The 19,865-nt window shown below is 68.4% G+C and carries 4 protein-coding genes; 1 reads left to right on the forward strand and 3 read right to left on the reverse strand.

Features of this window, described 5'->3' with window-relative positions; genetic code table 11:
* Positions 1-203: 203 nt before the first annotated feature.
* From MT490_RS02235 to MT490_RS02245, 3 genes are all read right to left on the reverse strand, one after another.
* Positions 204-15,584 (reverse strand): YDG domain-containing protein, encoded by a 15,381-nt coding sequence (locus MT490_RS02235; protein WP_297383883.1) that lies wholly within the window; start codon positions 15,582-15,584, stop codon positions 204-206.
* 11 nt (positions 15,585-15,595) lie between these two features.
* Positions 15,596-17,305, reverse strand: coding sequence for a ShlB/FhaC/HecB family hemolysin secretion/activation protein (locus tag MT490_RS02240; protein ID WP_297383885.1), 1,710 nt, complete (start codon positions 17,303-17,305; stop codon positions 15,596-15,598).
* Positions 17,306-17,816: 511 nt separating this feature from the next.
* Positions 17,817-18,950 (reverse strand): hypothetical protein, encoded by a 1,134-nt coding sequence (locus MT490_RS02245; protein ID WP_297383887.1) that lies wholly within the window; start codon positions 18,948-18,950, stop codon positions 17,817-17,819.
* 244 nt (positions 18,951-19,194) lie between these two features.
* On the opposite strand from MT490_RS02245, the gene MT490_RS02250 reads away from it, so the two are divergent.
* A complete protein-coding gene (locus tag MT490_RS02250) occupies positions 19,195-19,863 on the forward strand; it encodes a response regulator transcription factor (RefSeq protein WP_297383888.1) in 669 nt (222 codons plus the stop codon).
* The last annotated feature ends 2 nt before the right edge of the window (positions 19,864-19,865 follow it).

Raw genomic sequence — 19,865 nt, forward strand, 5'->3', positions numbered from 1 at the left:
ACTTCCATACCGACTGGTATAGAAATCGCGCTGCGGTGCGTCAAGAGCTTTCTATACTGGCCGGTATTTTTATTGTCGAGGGGGTTTTACGCCTCGCCGCGTCAGGGCTCGCTATCGCCTTCTTACGAGCTTACCTCGCCCCTTCTACAAGCTTGAAATGACCGTGTCGGGAGGGAGGATGCGATATCCGGGGCGCCCCTTCCCTATTCTTCCCCTGTATCCCCCTCGAGATTGGCCGACGGGTCGTCATTCGTCGCGAAGCCGCGGTACGGCCGCAATTCCTTGAGCGCATCGCTCGCATCGGCGCCGGACGAGGTGAAGCGGACGAACAGGCTGCCGGGTGTGACGGTCAGCAGATAATTGGCCGAGAGCGCGAGGTTGCCCTGGCTGATCGCATAGGCCCCGGGCTGTTCGCCGGGTGCCCGCGTGAGCGCGCCGGTGAAGGCGTCGCCGCCGACCAGCGAGCCGGCGGTGACGCGCCAGGTGAAAGCGGGGTCGGGCTGACCGAAGAGCTTGACGAGGTCGTCCGCCATGACCGCGACCGGACGTCGCAGAATATCGGCGGTCACCGGGTTGTTGCTCAGCGTTACGCTATAATTGCCGGCATCGGCGCCGCCGATCGTCAGTCCGTTCACCGAGACGATACGGTTCGTGCCCGCATTCGGATCGGCGAAGGCATAAGCGGCGGCCGCCGAGACAACGTCGCCCGCCAGCACGCCGTCGAGCGCGATGCGTCCCGTCGCTGCCGCGGTGCCGTCGTAGATGCGGCTGTCGGCGATGGCAGTGCCGGTGATCGCGCGCCGCAGGATCGTCGCGATATCGGTGGCGGTGCCGCCGACGACATAGTTGCTCGCATCCGCGCCGGTGAGCACCAGGCCGCTGGCGGTCGCGATACGCTCGCCCGCGTTGCGGCTGTCGAACGCGATGCTGCCGGTGACGCCGGCCTGGTCGCCGGCGACCAGGCCGGCGAGCGACAGCGTGCCGGTGGCCCCGGTCGTTCCGTCATAGGTTCTGTCGTTGGCGGTCAGCGTCACCGTGATCGCGCGTGCGAGGATGTCTGCGAGGTCGGTCGCGGTCGCGTTGACGACATAGTTGCCCGCATCCGCGCCGGTGAGCGCGATGCCGGTGGCCGTGGCCGTGCGGGTGCCGGCATTGCGGCCGTCGAACGCCATGCCGCCGCTGGTGACGCCCACCGTGTCACCGGCGATCACCCCGTTGAGCGCAAGCGTGCCGGTGGTAGCGGTGGTACCGTCATAGGTGCGGTCGTTGGCGGTCAATGTCGCGGTGATCGCTCGGGCGAGGATGTCGGCCAAGTCCGTCGCGGTTGCATTGACCACATAGTTGCCCGCGTCCGCCCCCGAGAGAGCGATGCTGCTCGCCGTGACGGTGCGACCAGTGCCGGCATTGCGGCTGTCGAAGGCATAGTTGCCGCTCGCGCTTACTTGATCTGCGCCGAGCACGCCGGCCAATGCGAGCGTGCCGGTGGCGTCGGTCGTGCCGTCATAGGTACGGTCGCTGGCGGTCAGCGTCGCGGTGATCGCCCGGGCGAGGATGTCCGCCATATCGGTCGCGGTCGCATTGACCACATAGTTGCCCGCGTCCGCGCCGGTGAGCGCGATGCCGGTGGCCGTGGCGGAGCGGGTGCCCGCGTTGCGGCTGTCGAACACCATGCCGCCGCTGACGAGGGCGACATCGTCTCCCGCCAGGACGCCGCTCAGCGCCAGCGCGCCGGTGGCGGCGGTCGTACCGTCATAGGTGCGATCATTCGCCGTCAGGGTGGCCGTAACGATCCGGGCGAGGATGTCGGCGAGGTCGGTCGCGGTCGCGTTGACGACATAGTTGCCCGCATCCGCGCCGGAGAGCGCGATGCCCGTCGCGGTGACCGTGCGGGTGCCCGCGTTGCGACTGTCGAACGCATAATTGCCGCTCGCGCTCACCTGGTCGGCGCCGAGCACGCCCGCGAGCACGATATGACCGGTGGCGTCGGTATTGCCGTTATAGGTCCGGTCGTCGGCGACCAACGCCGCGGTGATCACGCGTGGATCGATCACAAGGGTGCCGGTACCGAAGGCGAAGGCATAGTTCATGTCGGACGCCAGCGAGCCGAGCGTTGCGTCGACCGCGTAGCTGCCGGCGTTGCGGCCCGCGCCCGAGAAGCCCGCCGCGCCGGACCAGGCATTGGCGGCACTGTCGCCATTGACCAGCCCCGTGACCGTTGCGGTGAGCGCGGGGATCGCGCCCGCATAGGTGACGCGGAGGCTGTCCGGGGTCACCGTCAGCACCGGGCGATAGCCATAGATGAAACGGTTGCCGGCGTTCGGCGCGGCGGCGAAGCTGCCGGTGTCGAAATCATAGGCTGAACCGTAATAGCTGCGGCCGGCGAGCCCGCCGAAATCGTTGGCCGGATCCGAGGCTCCCGCATTGCCGGCTGCCTGACTGTAGACCAGCCAGCGGCCATCTTGCGCGTCGAGCGCGTCGGCACCGGCGAGATTGCGGAACGCGCCGTCCGAGGCGAGCAGGATCGCATCGCCGGATGCGCCCGACCGCACGCTGCCGGCGGCGTCGATGGTCATGCCGCCATGGGAGCGGATCGTGACCGCGCCGGTCGTGCCGTCGACGAGTCCGCCGATCGCGAGCGCGGTGCGGTTGTTGAACACCAGGCCCCGCGTGGCGAAAGCGCCGAGCGTGTCGACCTCGTTGTCGCCGCCGAGCGTGGCCATGCCGGCGACGCTGCCGGTGAGACGCTGCGCCAGGATGACGCCGCTGCTCTGGGTGAGATTGCTGCCCGGATCGGTCAGCCGGAGGTCGACGGCGCCGTTCCGCACATCGAGCGTGCCGGCGATATCGAGCGAGGCGAGGTTGGTGAGCGAGAAATCGCCATTGGCGACGGCGATCGTCCCGAGCGTACCGATGCCGCTATTGCCGATGCCGACATCGCCGTTGGCGGTGAGGTCGAGCCGACCGGCCTCGATCGTGCCGATCGAAAGGTCGCCGTTCTGCACCGCGATGCGGGCGTTGCTGCCGCGCAGTTCGTAGAGCTCGCCGGAGCTCGCCAGGTTGACGACGAGGTCCCCGCCCGCGTTCAGGATCGCGCGAACCGAGCTGCCCGCACCGGTGAACACGTTGCCGGCGGTGATCGAGGCCGCATCGACAGAGCCGAGCCGGACGGTGCCGGTGTCGGCGGTCAGGCTCAGCACGTTGCCGACGGTGCCGGTGAAGCTGGCGGCGCCCAGGCCGATATCGCCGGTGGCGGTGCGGATATCGATCGAGTCCCCGCCCTGGGCCCTGGCGATCGTGGCGCCTCCGTTGCCGGCCTGGATGCCCAGCTGCGTGCCGGCGGAGAGCGCACCGAGATCGACGCCCTGCGCGGTCAGCTGGATGCCGCCGCCCGCGCTGATGTCGCCGCCGCGGACCGCGCCAAGGCTGTGGACGAAGACGTTGCCATTATACTGGAGGTGAACCCCGGCCAGGTCGAAATCATTGGCGGCGTTCACCGACATGGTGCCGGTGCGCGAGCCGCCCGGGGTGAGCGCGGCGACCGAGAAGCTGCCGCCGGTCAGGCTATAGTCGCGATCGACCGTGGCGGTGCCGACCAGGTCGATGGCGGCATTGCCCGCATCGAGCGTCACGTCGCGACCGGCGACGTCGCCGAGCCGGATGCCCTGCCCGGTCACGCCGACATCGCCGCCGGCGAGCAGCCGGAGCGTGCCGGTGAGGCCCCCGCCCTGTGCCTCGACATGGATGTTGCCCGCGGCAGTGAGCGTGCCGTTCGCGCCGAGATCGCCGAGCAGGTCGATGATCGTGAGGTTGCCGAGCGCGGTCGCGGTGCCGCCGAAGCTCGGGTCCAGCGCATTGCCGGCGAAGTCGCGCGCGGTCAGCGCATAGTCGCCGCCGCTGCTCACCGGCGTCATCACGGTGAGCGTGCCGCCCGGCAGCGTGACGGCGATGTCATGGCCGGCGAGCGCGTTGATGCCGAGATCGCCGGTCGCGACATGGACGATGGCGTCGCCGTCGATCGCCGAGGCGATCGTGTCGAACACCCCGGTCGCGGACAGGAGGTTGACCCGGACGTCGCCGCCGAGCGCGGTCACGGTCGCGCCGCCCGTGCCGCAGGCGCAGCCGCCGAGGCTGCCGCCGGTGACGAGCGTGTTGCCGCCGGTGATCAGGTCGACCGTATCGGCGCCGAGCGTGACGCCGCCGAGCGCGACGAGCGCGAAGCCGTCGGGCGCGGCGATCGCGCGCAGCGTGGCGTTGCCGCCCGCCTGGAGCTGCCCGCCATTGGCGACGACGCTGCCGAGGTTGAGATCGGCATGGGCGCTGAAGATCGCATCGCCGCCAGTCGAATGGACGCTGTCGGCGCTGAGCGCGCCTGCAGTGCTGATCGCGTCGATATCGCCGCTCGATTCGAGCGCGCCGGCGCGGATCTCGCCGCCGGTCAGCTCGAGATGGTTGATGCCGGTGACCGCGGCTGCGCGCGTGTCGAGCAAGGCCCCGGCGGTGAGATAGGTGGCGAGACCGCCGAGCGCGCCCTGCGCGACCAGGTCGCCATCGGCCTGGAGGTCGAGGACGCCGCCGGTCACGGTCGCGCCGCCGATGGTAAGCGAGCCGTTCTCGACATGGACACGGCCGCCATCGGTGCCCGTGAGCTGACCGAGCGTCAGGTCGCCATTCGCGATGGTGATCGCGACGTCCGCCCCGCTGATGCTCCCGATCACGGCGGAATGATCGAGGTTCACAAAGGCACCGACATCGCCCGTGATGAAGGCCGACCCGGCCGATCCGGCCGCGCTTTCGAACCAGCGGTCGGTGCCGATCCCAACGGCGGTATCGGCGCCGAGGATCGCGGTGCCGCCGTTGGCCTGGAGCGTCAGGCTACCGAACGCGCCGGTGAGGTTGGCCTGGCGCAGGACCGCGTCGCCGTTCGTCGCGCGGATCTCCATGTCGCGGCCCCACGTGGCGTAGCCGGCCCGCGCGTCGCCGTTCACGCCGACGAGCCGAATGTCGGAGGCCGCCTCGACGCTGCCCAGCACGTCGACCGAGGTGCCCCGGACCGAGACGAAGCCGGCGTCCGACGCCATGTGGAAGACGCGGAACGCACCGTTCCTCGCCAGCGAGTCGATCTGGTCCGAGGCGCGGATCTCATCGAGATCGACCGCGTCGGCCAGGCCCGAAACCCAGCTGCCGGTCGACCGGAGCGCGCCGTTGCGGAGCAGGCCCTGGACGTTGAACGTGATGCCGCCCGCATAGACGAGCTGCCCGCCGCCCAGGTCGAGATCGCCCGCGCTGCTGAGGTTCAGCACGCCGGCCTGCGCGCCGACCGGAGCGAGCGCGCCATCGAGGATGCTGGTGCCGGAAAGCGTATAGTTGCGGCCGACCGAGACGATATGGGCATCGATCGTGCCGGTGGCGACGAGCGCCACATCATAGAGGCCGCTCGCCTCGAGCAGCGCGATGTTCGCGCCGTTGACCCTGAGCGTGCCGTCCTCGCCGAGCCCGGCGCCGAGCCGCGCCGTCGCACCGAGCACATCGCCTGCCTGCGCAGTGACGGTGAGGTCGCGGCGAGCGGCGATCGCGCCGGACAGATTGAGGTCGCCCGACGTGTCGGTGATCGCGATGTCGAGCGGGTTGCCGAGGATGTTGAACGCACCCGCGCCGAAATCGGCGGCGGTGATCGAATAGGTGCCCGGCACGGTGACCGAGTTCGCCTGCAGGTCTGCGCCCGCTACGAGCGTGACGTTCGCGCCCGAGACGTCGCCGAGAAGCAGTTGGTTGAGCGAGCGCGCGTCGACGTCGCCCGAAGCGGTGATGCTGGTCACCGCATTGAGATCGTTGAGCGCGACACGCGCATTGCCGGTCGCCTCGATCGAAACCGAGCCCGGGGTGATGCCCGCGGCGTAGGTGAGGTAGTTCGCGCTCGTGATGGCACCCACGGCGCCCAGCGTGATGTCGCTGCCCGTCACCCGCACATTGAACCCGTTGCCGGCACCGTCCATGCCCAGCATGTCGATCGCGCCGATGGTGACGGGGCCGGAGCCGAGAACCCAGAGGTCGCCACTTGACGTGAGGTGGCCGAGGTTCACGGCATGCGTGCCGCCATAGAGCTCGAGCCTGCCGCCCGCCTCGAGCGCACCGGCGTCGATGCCGTTCGCGGTGATCGCCAGCCCGGCGCCCGCACGAATGCCGGTCGCGGCGGTGAGATCGCCATCGACCCACAGCATCACCGTGCTGGCCGCGTCGAGCAGGCCGCTGAGGGTCAGGTTCTGTTCGTTGTTGAAGACGAACCCGCCGGAGGGGATGGCCGAGACGCCGAGCGTGTTGACCCGGTTGTCATTGGTCATCCACACGCTGCCGATCGTGGTCAGGTTCAGCGTGTCGGCGACCACATGGCCGCTGTTCTGCATGAGGGCGCTGTCCACCACGAGCGACATCGTGCCGCTGACGTTCTGGATGCCGCTCAGGGTGAGATAGGCGGTGTTGTGGAGGGCGAAGCTGGTGGCGGAAACGTCTCCGAGATACCCGAAATTGCTGTTCACGCCCGACAGATCGACACTGCCCGCCGCCGTCACGCTCAGCGTGCCGCCGGAGAGCCCGCCGCCGCTGGCGCCGATGTTTCCACCCGCGGTCAGCGTCATGGTCGAACCAGTGCCGGCGGCGAGCGCGCCGGCAATGTCGAGGGCGCCACTGGTCTTGAAGGCCAGGTTGCCCGTCGCGGACAGCCCGTTGATCGTGCCGACCAAGTTGTTGCCGCCCAGCAGCATGTCGCCGCCCGTCGCCGAGCCCGCAACGCTGGCGGCGGTGATGACCGAGCCGGCGGACTGCGTGACCGACCCGCCCGTCGCATCGGCGCGGAAGCCGCCCAGCGCGACCACGTTGCCGGCCAGGCTCACATTTTCGGCGCTGAGCGAGACGGTGCCAGGTCCCGCCGTGATGTTGCCGAAATGGCCGACGCGATCGGCGCCGAACAACAGGCTGATATTGCCCGAAAGGGCCGTGGCATCGAGCGTGCCGCTGATATTGGCGCCGGCGCCGGTGTTGGTGATGCCGTTGCCGCCGCGGATAAGCAGGTCGCCGTCCACGATCGCATTGTTCAGGCTGAGCGCGCTGCCGAACGCCGAGATCGACGCATCGCCGTTGAAGTTGAGGTTGAGCTCGAGCGTGCCCGAGGGCGTGGCGATGTTGTCCAGCGTCGCCGTGCCGGCGGTGCCGGTGTTGCTGAGGCTGATCATCGGCGTGGTGATCAAGCCGCCGGAAACCATGGTGAGCGCGAAGTCGCTCGCAAGCCCCGAGCGAACGAAAGCAATGCTGTTGGTGCCTTGCAGCCAACCGGTGATGTCGGTCTCGCCGACCGCCAGCGAGATGTTGTCGCCGGAGATATTGCCGAGATGCGCGATGACATTGTCGCCGGTCATCTCGACATCGCCCGCCGCATCGACGTTGAGCAGGTTCGCCACCACCGCATCGGCGGTGATGCGGCCGACGGTGAGGTCCGCCGTGCCGTTCGCGGCCGAGATCAGATTGGCGCTGTAGATGTCCGAGTTGGTGACCAGCGTGACGTCGCCATGGGCCGAAACCACATTGTCGATATAGTTGAACGCATTGCCGCTGCTGGTCAGGGCGATGCTGCCGTCGGCGGAGAGATCGACCCGGGAGGTCAGTATCCGGCCGCCATATTGGGTGATGCTGCCGGTATCCGAATGCAGCCCGGCATATTGGCCCGTGATGTCGCTGAAGACCTGGATGTCGCCGGCATTGCGGAACGTGAAGTCGCCGGCCACGCTGATGCCGCCCAGCACGTCGACCGCATTCGCCTGGTCGAGATACGCATTGTCCGCGCTGAGGTTGAGCGTGCCCGTCCGGATCGAGCCGCCGGTCTGCGTGATGGTGCCGGCATCCGAGGCCAGCTGAACCACCGCAGCGGCGACGATGTCGCCGGTGAGCGCGAAGTCGCCGTGACCGAGAAAGTTCACGACGCCGCCCTGCGCGATCAGGTCCCCGATCCGAGCGACATGGTTGTTCCCGGCGAGTTCGAGCTGGTTGATCCCCCGGGCGGTCAGGAACGCGCCGGTGATGCTGCCGCCGTTCACCTGCGTGATCGATCCGTTGACCGAGGTCAGATCGATCCCGCCGGCCGTGCCGCTCTGGGCGATCGTGCCGAGCCTGACGCTGCTGTCGTTCCGGAACTCGATATCCGAGCCCGACAGCGACACCGTGCCGCCGGCCGCCACCAGGTTGGTCATGCCGAGCGAAACGGCGCCGGTGGCGGCGACGTCGAGCGAGCCCGTCTCGATATGGCCGCCGCTCTGGTTGAGCGAACCGGCCTCGAACGTGACGGTGCCGTTGCTCGCCTGGACGAGATCGCCGAGATCGAGCGCGCCGCCGGTCTTCACATGGACATTGCCGGTGGTGGAAACGGTCCAGCCCAGCCCGGCGATCGCGTTACTGCCGTCGAGCGCGACATCGCCGCGCGCGCGCGCGATGAGCCGGTCGGCGGTGATGGCGCCGCCCGATTGCGTGATCATGCCGCCGGTCGGGTTGGTGACGCTGGGGGCGGCGTTGGACAGGAGCTCCACGTTGCGCGCGGTGATGTCGCCCGCGATGTCGAGCGCATGGTCGGACGACAGGCTGATATCGGCGCCGGGGCCCGCCGAGAGCCCGTCGATCCGCTCGATGGTGCCGGCCAGCGCGATGCCGTCGCGGCCATAGGCAGTGAGCCCGCCGAGCGCGACCAGCGCGTTGCTGTTCTGCGTGATCGCGCCCTGCTCGCTGCGGAGCGAGACGTCGGCACCGGGGGACACGATCATGTCGATCAGGAGGTCGCCCGTATTGGTGAAGGCGAGGTCCAGGCTGGACGTATGCGCATTGAGCGTGCGGACGTTGTTGGCGGTGGTGAGATCGGCACCGAGCGCGAAGAAATAGAGGAGGTCCGCAGTGATGTTGCCGCCGTTGATCGCGCCAGCGCTATTGTTGAGCGACACCTGATGACCCGCGGCGTCGATCCGGTCGACGGTCATGATACCGCCATAGCCGCTGCCGCCGGTGGCGATCCCGACGTTTCCGCCGCTAGTCACGTCGAGGTGCTCGATCTGGTTGTTCGTCGCCAGCAGGTTGACGGCACCGGCCGCGCGGACGGTCAGCGAGCCGATCAGCGCGCCGGTCGTCCAATCCTGCGTGACCGATCCGGTATCGGAGGCCAGCTCGATCGCGTGCCCCGCTGCATTGACCACGCCGATCACGATGTCGCCGAGGTTGCGGAAGCGCAGGTCGTTCCCGCCCGCATCGAGATTGATCGAACCGACGTCGTTCGCGCCGAGCAGCGAAATGCCCGCGGTGCCGATCGCCTGCAGGCTATCGGTGGTGATGGCGGAATGAACGACATCCTGCGTGATCGCGCCGGCGGCGGTGAGCGACACCGCCTGGCCCGCCGCGGTGACGTTGCCGGTCAGGTCCATCGCGCCGGTGCTGGTGAGCGTGATGCCGCCCGTGCTCCGGTTGATGATCGTACCGAGATGATTGAAGTCGACGCTGGCGCCCGGGCCCGCCATGCCGATGCCGTTGGCCGCGTCCAGATTCAGCGTGTCGCCGACCGATGCGCCGTTGGCGCTGAAGGTGATGCTGCCGGTCGAGACGATCGAGACGTTGCCGGTGGCGGCGAGCCAGAGCAGGGCATCGCCCGCCGAGCGATAGCTGCCGCTCCCGATGTTGAGGCGCGTGAAGCCGGAAGCGAAATTGTCCCCGTTCGCAGTGAGCGTGCCGGCATTCAGGAACAGGTTGCCGCCGGAGGTGATCTTGCCGCCGGTCTGATTTATCCCGGCGCTGTTGGTCAGGACGATCTGGCTTCCGGCGGTGATGTCGTCGGTCAGTTCGAGGACGCCGCTCGACATCTGGCCGGTCTGGAACGTGCCGCCCGCGGTCACTTTGCCGAGCCTGGACACGTAATTCTGGATCAGGTCGATGCTGCCCGCGGCATTGAGGCTCAGCGTGCCGGCGGTGATCGCGCCGCCGGTCTGGTTGATCGCGCCGCCGGATTTGAGCGAGACCGTCTGGCCGCCGGCGGCGATGTTGCCGTGGAGGTTCAGGCCGGTGGTGGTGACCAGGCTGACGCCGCCGCTGCCGGTGTTGGCGATCGCGCCGATGGTTGCGAACGCGTTGGCGGCGTTGGCCAGGGTGACGCCCGTCCCGCCGCTGGCGGCGAGCGAGTCGGCGGTGATCGCGCCGGTCTGGGTGATCGCGCCGGTATCGGAAGTCAACGAGAGCGCGCCGACGGTGCCGCCCGTGAAGTTGATGCCGCCCCGGTTGCGGATGGTGACGTCGCTGCCGGCACCATAGCTGAAGCCGGAGGCGGCGTAGTCGAAGTCGTTCGCACCGCCGAGCAGGATGTCGTCCTGCGCGATGGCGGTGAGGAACGCGGTCGCCAGCACCTTGCCGGTCCCGCTCTGCAGGATCGCACCGGCATCGGCCCGCAGGCTGACACCGACGCCCGAGATCGTGCCCGCGGTCTGGCTGAGATTGCCGCTCGTCGCCTGGAGGATCACATTGCCGGCGGTGGCGGTGACGTCGCCGTCCACCGTGAAGCCGGTGCTGCTGCCGAGTGCGACGCGGGTGCCGCGCAGGCCGTGCACGGTTCCGATCTGGTTGGCGGGGTCCTCGAGCGAGATCTGCCCGCCGGCAGTGGCGGTCAGCGAACTGGCCTGGATGCCGCCGCTGGTGGAGATGTCGCCCGAGGACGTCAGGGTAACATCGCCCGCGGGAGTCATGAAATTCAGGCGCAGCGCGCTGCCATTCAGTCGCACGGTGCCGCCGACATTGATGCCGGTGGGCGTGGCGGTGCCGAAGCTGTTGGCGCCCATCAGGTCGAGATTGGCGCCCTGGAAGTACGATGCGTTGGCATCGATGCGTCCAGTGCCGCTCTGCGTCACATCGCCGGCGGCGCGGAGCTGAAGGTCGTGACTCGATATCGTGCCCGCAATCTGCGAGATCGCTCCGCCAGTAGCCCGAAGATCGACCGTGCGCAGGCCCGCCTTGCTGGCGCTGACGTCGCCCGCGATGGTGAAGCTGCCATTGTTGGTGACGAGGACGTCGCCATAGGCGGCCACCAAGTTGGTGAAGCTGTTCACGTCGACGCTGTTCGTCAGGTCGATATGCCCGGCGCTCACCGACAGGCTGTCGACGGTGATCCCGCCCGAGGAAAGGTTCCCGCCGGCGGTGACGGTGGCGCTGCCGGTAGTGTTGAGCCCGACGACGATGCCCCCCGCGCCGGCATTGTTGAGGGTGATATTGCCGCCGCCGGTCGAGGTGCCGAAGAAGTTGGTGAAGTGGTTGCCCGCGCCGAGCGTCACATCGCCCGCTGCCGAGAAGCCGCCGGTGGTGGCGCTGATGGTTCCGCCGCTCTGGGTGATCGCGCCGGCCACCGCGCTCAGGCTCACCCCGATCGCGGTGAGATTGTCGGTGAGCTCGATGCCGCCATCGGCGGTCAGGGTGAATCCGCTATTGACCCCCACGCCGCCGAGCTTGATGTCACCCGCCGTCGCCAGCGTGGCGTTGGTGCCGACGACGGTGAGCGTGTCCGCGTCGATCTTGCCGCTGGTGGTGGTGATCGCACCCGTGGTGCTGAGCAGCACCGTGCCAGGCGCCGTGATGTTGCCGTCGACGGCGAGGCTGCCGGTATCCCTGATCCGGACGTCGCCGGCACCCGTGGCGATGCCGGCTAGACGGGTGAAATCGTTCGCCGTGCTGTTCAAGCCGATGCCGGTGGCGGCGTGCGCGACGAGCGTGTTCGCGGTCAGGCCGCCCGTCTGGCTGATGCTGCCCGTATCCGAGGTCAGCGTGAGCGTGCCGAACGTGTTCGGGGTGGTCGGCAGCACGATGCTGCCGAGGTTGCGGATCGTGACGTTCGTGCCGTTGCCATGGCCGAAATCCGTCAGCGCGCCGAAGTCGTTCGCGCCGCCGAGCAGCAGGTTGCCGCTGGTGCCGGTCGCGAGCCGGTCGGCGGTGATCGCGCCGGCGGTCTGGTTGATCCCCTGCGTGGCGTAGATGTTGACGCCGCCGCCGGCGATGTCGCCCGTCAGGCCGAGCAGCGTGTCGGTGAAGATGTTGATGTCGGTGCCGGCGGTGCTCTTCGCGGTCAGCGTGCCGAGCGAGCGGATCTGGTTGTAGCCGTAGGTGAAGGTGAGGCTGCCGTTGGTGGCAGTGGCGGTCAGCTTGTCGGCGTCGACATAGCCGCCGATGATGTTGCCGGTATCCGAGATCAGCGTGAGGTCGCGGCCGCCGGAGACCATGTTGCTGGCCCCGCTCATGTCGAGATTGCCGACCGCGCGCAGCGTCAGATCGCGGCTGACCGAATAGAGGCTGAGCCAGGGGAACTCGTTCGCGCCGGCCAGCGTCACGTCCGTGCCGGTGAAGCTCAGACCAGCGTCGCCGGTCACAACCCTGGCATCGGCGGACTGGGTGACCGCCCCGGCCGCCTTCAGCTCGACGCTATAGCTGCTGATCGTGCCGCTGTTCTGCAAGAGCGAGTTCTGGCTCGAATTCAGGCGGACATAGTTGCCCGGGGTGTTCGCGGTGACATCTCCCGCGAGGACGATGTCGCCCTTGTTCTCGACGTCGATCGCGCCGCCGCTCGAGGTGAGATAGCGATAGCTGCCGACCGTGCCGGTCTGGTCGAATAGATAGATTCCGTTCGCCGCGTTGATCCCGACCGAACGCGCGGTCACGCTGTCGTTGTTGCCGGAATAGCCGCCCGCGTCGATGGTGAGATCGCCCGCCGTGTCGATCTTGACGTAGACATCCGAATCGCCGCTGAGGTTGATATCCCCGCCGCCAGTCGATGCCGCCCAGATCAGCGCGTTGCCGATATTGTCGATATCGATGCCGCCCACGGCATTGGCGGTGATCTTGCCGGCCGAGAAGGTGCCGCCGGTTCGCGTGATCGCACCGCCAGATCCCAGGGTCACGTTCGAGGTGCCGGCATTGACATAGCCGGTCGCGTCGATCCCGCCATCGGCGGTCAGCGAGAAATCCCCGCCGCTGTTCGTGTTCACCGCGCCGAGCTTGATGTCGCCCGCGGCCCGAAGCACGGCGCCGCCGCCGGCGGTCACCGTCAGCGTATCCGCATCGATCTTGCCGGCGCTGGTGGTGATGGTGCCGTTGGTGCCGAGCGAGACGGTGCCGGTCGGCGCGCCGATGTTGCCGGCGATGTCGAAGCCATTGCCTTCGAGGAAGGTGATGTCGCCGCTGGCGGTGGTCAGCTCGTTCACCGTGGTCACGGCATTGCTGGCGCCGCCCGGCGCGTTGAGATTGATGCCCGTCGCGGCCCGGGCGACCAGCGTGGTCGCCGTGAGCCCGCCGAACTGGCGGATGTCGCCCGCGTCGGAGATCAGCGTCAACGTGCCGACATTGGTGCCGTAGGAGTGGTAGACGAAGCCGCCGACCGAACGGATGGTGACGTCCGCGCCCGCCCCCGCGGTGATGTACGGATCATTATAGCCCAGATCGTTGGTGCCGCGGAGCAGCACGTCGGTGTTCGCGTGCGCCTCGAGCCAGTTGCTCGCATGGAGGCTCGCGGTCGCGTCCTGGTCGATCGCGCCGGCCGTCGCGTTGAGTGTGATGTCATGGCCGGCCGAGATCGACGTGCCTGCGGCCTGCGTGAGCGACTGTGCGGACAGGTTCACATCGGCGCCGCTGATATTGCCCGTCAGCGAGAGCCCGTGGCTGGAAGAGATCCAGACCGAACCTCCGGCGGTCACATTGCCGAGCGCCCGGACGGCGTTCGTGTTGGCGCTGAAGTCGATACTGCCTGCCGCCGCCGAGGCAGTGAGCCTGGAAACGTCGACTCCGGTGCCCGAGATGTTGCCTGTGTCCGAAGTCGCATCCAGGGTGCCACTGGTGCCGCCGCCCACGATGCTGAACGTGCCGCCCGCGCGCAGATTGACGCCGCCGCCGCTGCTCGAAGTCGCCGTGAAGCTGGAGACTTGATTGGCCTGGCCGAGATTGAGTGCATTGACGGCAGTCGCGGTAACGGACCCGCCGCCGCTGATGAAGCCCGTGGTCTCGTTGATCGCATTGCCCGCGGTCAGCGTGAGCTGGTCGCCCAGGGCCAGGTTGAACTCATTCGCCAGCGTGATGTTGCCGGTCGCCTGAATCGTCACCGCGCCGTTGGACAGCCCGCTGCCGAGATTGGCGTCGCCATTGACCTTGAACGCGCCGCCACCGCCCAGGAACAGCTCCAGGCTGCCGGCGGTGATCAAGCCGGTGGTGGTGTTGATGTAGTCACGCGCGCCGAGTGTTACCTTGCCGGGCGCGCTGATCATGCCGGTCAGTTCGAGCGTGTCTTCGTCACCGATATAGGCGATATCGCCCGTGTCGGTGGTGAGGGCACCCAGCCTGGTGACCCGGTTGGCGCTGAACGAGTTGAAGTTGAGGCCGGTATGCGCGGCGGCGGTGACCGTGTCCGCCGTGATCACGCCGGCGAATTGCCTGATATCGCCATTGTCGCTGCGCAGATCGACGGTGCCGCCGGCGGCGTTCACATCGCTCCGGAGCATCAAGCCTTCGGTGGCGGCGGCGGTGACCGACGGCCCGGCAAGCGCGCCGCCGACCGTCGTGACGAACCCCGTGCCGATGCTTCCGGCGACCGGAGCCGCCTCCACCGCGCCGTTGACGATATTGTGGTTCGCGCTGAGCACGATCGCACCGGTCTCGTCGGTCGCCGCCGTAGTGGCGGTTATCGTGCCGGTATTCAGGATGCTGGCGGCGAGGCCAGACTTCGAGACCGCCGCGACGAGGACGCGGTTGCCGCTGATGTCGCCGCCCAGGTTGATCGCTTCCGCAGCGCTCCCCGCGCCGTCCGCCCCGTTCGCCACTTCGAAGCTGAGCAGGTCGAAATCGTCGGTACCGGTCGGGCGGAAGGTCACCCTGTAGCTCGATGCCGAACCGACAAGGACGTTGCCGTTGCCGTTTGCCGTCACGCTCGATCCGCTGGCGGCTGTGACGATCGGCGCGATCAGCGCGATCGCGCCGCCATGCGCGTTGACCTGCGCGCCGGCACGTACATCGATCCCGGTCCCGTCGGCAGCGCCCGAAAAACCGAAGCTGGTCGAGCTGCCGTCGAGGAAGCCGCCCGCGCTGCTGTCGGTCGCGCGGTCGAGCGCGGCGGTAGTGACGAGCAGGCCGCCGGTGCTGATCCGGGCATTGGCGCCGATCACCACGCCATTGGCGTTGTAGATCCAGATGTTGCCGCCGGCGGGGCCGCCCGCACCGATCATGCCGTTGAGGTTGCCGTTGATCGTGCTCGCCGCGCCCCCGACGCGGTTGAGCACGATGTCGCTGCGGCTGGCGAAGACGAAGTCGGCGGTATCTCCGCCGTTGATGTCGAACTGGTCCCAGTCGATCACCGTGCGCGAGCCGTTGAGCGTCACCGTGGTGTTGCCGCTCGCCTGGTTGATCACCGGCGCGGCGCCGTTGCTCTGCGCGGGCGCGGCGCCCTGAACGAGCTGCGCATGCGAAGGCGCGGCCCAGAGCGCGGCGAGCGCGATGGCGCCGATCGCCGAAGTGGCGAAGAGGCGGCTGCGGCGGCGGGGAGCGGACATGCTGGATTCCCTCAGAAGATCGAAGCGGAAAGGCTGACGAGGAAGCGATCGGCAGGGCGCGGGGTGGCGGGCGCGAGCCGGTCGAACGGGTGCGCCCATGCGGCGTCGAGCGCGATCCACGGCCCAAGCTGGGCGCGCACGCCAAGGCCCGCCGAGCGCAGCGTGGCCACGCCCGCGCCGGGACCGATATTGGTGAGCCGCACCGCGTCGACGAAAGCATAGGGGCGGGCCGCGGCCTGCTTGCCGAGTGCTACGGCCACGCTGCTGAGTTCGAAGGTCGCGCCCAGCGCGCGATCGCCCGATGCGGCGGACGGATCATAGCCGCGGCCGATCGACAGGTTGCCGGCCGAGAACTCCTCGTACGAGAGGAGCGGCGTGTCGGTATATTGCCAGCTGCCCGACACGGTGCCGACCAGCGGCCCCGCGATCCGCCCGGCGACCGACAGCTCGGCGCGGAACACGCCCGCGTCCGGGTGCCCCCCGAACCGCGACGCGACCGGATTGCCGAAGGGTGTGGCGCCGAGGCCGTTCAGTCCCTTGCGCAGCTCGATCGAGCCGGTGGCCGCCACCGAATGGCCGGCCAACTCGCGCGGTGCCCAATGCCCGTCGAGATGGAGGAACAGGACACGCAGCTTGTCGTCGGTCAGCGTCGCGATGCCGCCGCCGAACTCGACCTTCTGGTCGATCCATTCGAGCCCGCCCGACAGCGTGAGGTTGTGTCGGCGATGCCGCACCAGCGGGTAATTGAGCCGCGCGCTGCCGGCGAAGCTGTTGCCGAGGAGATCGAGCGCGGCGACTGCCCCGCCCGGCCTGGTCCGGGCCAGCGAGCCCGACAGGTCGAGCGAAAGCCCCTCGCCGCCCAGCTTCACGCTTTCGGTGACCTGGAGCACGCGCTGCTCGGTGCTGCCGAGCGTGCCATAGCCTATGATCGAGGTACGTTCGCCGAGCGGCGTGAAGCTGTTGTAATCGACCCGCGCGGTGGCGAGCTCGCGGCCGATCGAGATCGAGCCATGGTCGTTGACGCTGAAGCTCGCGGTGACGGGGATGCGCGAGATCGCGATGTCGAGGTCGACCGCGCCATTGCCCGCCGCCGCCTGGCGGAGCGAGGCCTGGACGCGCACGCCCGGAATGTCCGAGGCGAGCAGCAGATAGCGCTGGGCGACGTTGAGGTCGAACGGCGCGAGGCCCCTGAGCTTGTCGAAGTAGCGCGTGACCTGACGCTGCGCAGGGCCCGCGTCGCCATGATAGTTGACCGAAGCGATGTGCGCCTCGGTCACTTCGAGCGTCAGGCGGCCCTCGCCGATGCGCTGCTCGGGGATGTTGACCGCCGCAAGGATCCCACGGCGCAGGTACAAAGCCGCCACCCGGTCGCGGATCGTGCAGATCGCGCTCACCGGCAGCTCCTGCCCGGCAAGATCGTTCCAGGCGAGCGCCAGCCGGTCGTCGGCCAAAGCGAGCTTGCCGTTGCCGCCGCGGAAATCGACGCCCTCGAGCGTGAACTTCAGGTCGCTGCCGGCGAAGGGGCATGGCCCCGTTTCCATGTCGCGGAACAGCTCGCCGCGCGGCGCGGCGGGGACCGGCGCCTGGCGCGCGGGATTGAGTTCCTGCCGCGAAGGCAAGGTCTGCTGCGCCTGGGCCTGCACGGCGATCGCCGCACCCGCCAGCAGCAGCGCGACCGCAATGGGCCTTCGCCCGCAAACGGCGTGACCGGAACGCGTCATCGAAAGGCTTTCGTCCTGAGGAAACACGGGAGCGGAAGGCCATGCGCGCTCTGAACCGGAGCCGGCGATCCTGCGCGTGGCTTGTATCGACGGCGAAACCGGGCGTCTGTCGCTACTAATAGTGACAGCAGCGACATGACGTTACGGAAAGCGCGATTCTCATGCGCGCAAGCGCAGTCCTTCGGAGGAGCGCCATGGGCGCTCCCCCGCATGTTTCGACGTGTCATCGACCCCTTCCCTTCGCCGCGTCGGTCGTTGCAGCGCCGCGCGGACCTGGATGCCTAGGCAGGGGCGGAAGGAGCGGATAGCTCCCATATGGGAGGGGGTGCCGACCGACGGCAGGTCGCATCGACATTCAAATCCTCCCCCGCCAGGGGGAGGTGTCAGCCGCAGGCTGACGGAGGGGGAGGACGGCGACTCACTATCGGCGTGATTCCTCCCCCTCCGTCGCGCTGCGCGCGCCACCTCCCCCTTGCGGGGGAGGATCAAGAAGGCCGAATATCGATACGACCTAGCTCCGCCGGATCGAAGGTACCGACATGGCCAGGCGGACGAGATCGAGCTGGCGGCGGCAGCCGGTCTTGGCCTGGACCGTCTTGAGCCGGGTCCGTGCCGTCGAAAGCTGGATGCCCAGTCTCTCCGCCGCCTCGTTCAGCGGCACGCCGGCGACGATTTCGCCAGCCAGCCGCTCCTCGGCCGGCGAGAGGCCGAAACGACGCGCGATCCAGGCCACCGCATCCGGCGGCGTGTCGTCCGGGTCCGAGAGGACGAGCAGCACTTGCCCCACCGCGGCAGGCAATCCGAACTCGGCACTCGCGACCGGCCACAGCATCGCGTGGAACGGCGAGCCGCGCCGGCGCCGCGGCAGCATCACGCCCACGGGACCGGTATCCTTATGCACCACACCGTCCGGCAGCGCCCGGCACGCGGCAATGGCATCGTCGAGCGCGCGGCTGCTCTTGTCGTCGAAGCTTTGCGGCCGGCCGAAGCGGTTGAGCGTGATTCCGTCATCCTGCGCGACCAGCAGCTCGGCTCGGCGGTTCATCGTCGCGACGCGGCCGTCGCGATCGAGCACGAAGGCAGCATGCGTCCACCCGTCGAAGACCGCCCGCGGCGCCATCGCCGCCGACTGCGCCTCGATCAACGTCCGCCGGAGCTTGAGCGCGCGGCGCAGATGCGGCGCGAGCAGGCCGAGCAGCACCATCTGGTGATCGCGCCGCGCCTCGTCGTTCACGCGGTCGGCGAAAGACAGCGAAGTCCAGCCCTGCGGCTCGCGTTCGAGCACCATCCCGGTGCCGTGATGGCCGAGCCGATGCGGGCGCATGAAGTCGTTGTAATGCTCGGTCCGGAACAGCTCGGCCTCGCTGATGATCGTCTCGGTGCGCGTGGGCAGGCCGATCCGGTTGCGCGGCACGAAATCCACGAATGGGCTGTTCGAGAAATAATACGCGGCATAGTCGCGAAGCGCCGCCTCGGGATAATTGACCACGACGTTGAGCTCGGCAGCGGTGTCCCTGCTCTCGTGGCTGAAGAGCATGATGGTCAGGTCCGGATAGACCGCCTCGATCCGCTCGACGAACGGACGCCAGAGGTTCGGATCGAGCGCCGCCTCGTAGATGCTCCCCACCAGGTCCGCCACGAGCATGGGAGTGAGGGGTTCCGGGCGGGGCATTACGCGACTCATCTCCGCTGGACCAGCTCGAAAGGCTAATGCCTGCATAGCTTCTGAACAATTGTAACGTTGGCGAAATCATGCGTATGTCGCTATTATTAGCGACAGGCGGCTGGCGGGACCGATGGTAGAAGGGCGGAACAGGGGCGTCGCCGGACGCTCGTCCGATCGCCGATCCGGCCGCGCCCCGGCGCGCGGGCCGCTCCAGGATGTCCCGATGCCCGATTCCGTACCGCCGCTGCTCAAGGTCGCGCTGGTCGAGGACGACATCGCCTTCCAGAACAGCTTCGCCGCCGCGCTGGAAAGCGCGAGCGACATGGTGCTCATCGGCATGGCGCACAATGTCGCCCAGGCCAGCGCGATGCTCCGGAACGACCCGCTGGACGTGCTGGTGATCGATCTCGGCCTGCCAGACGGATCGGGCATCGACGTGATCCGCGCCGCGCACGCGGCCTGGCCCGAATGCGGGATCATGGTGAGCACCACCTTCGCCGACGAGAAGCACGTCATCGCCTCGATCGAGGCGGGCGCGGCCGGCTATCTGCTCAAGGACAGCTCGCCCGAGAAGATCGTCGACGAGATCCGCGCGCTCCATGCCGGCGGCAGCCCGATCAGCCCGCGGATCGCGCGCCAGATCCTGTTGCGCTTCCGCCCCGCGGAGCCTGTCCGGCAACTGCCCGAGCCTCCGCTCACCTCGCCGCTGTCGCCGCGCGAGCGCGAGGCGCTCGAGCTCATCACCAAAGGCTTCAGCTATGACGAGATCGCCGAGCTGATGCAGGTCTCGCGGAACACGGTGATGACCTTCGTCCGGCGGATCTACCAGAAGCTCGAAGTGCGCTCGAAGGCCGAGGCGATCTACGAGGCCCGCAGCCACGGAATCCTGTAGAC

It is taken from the genome of Sphingomonas sp. (genome assembly GCF_026460985.1).
Lineage (GTDB): Bacteria > Pseudomonadota > Alphaproteobacteria > Sphingomonadales > Sphingomonadaceae > Sphingomonas.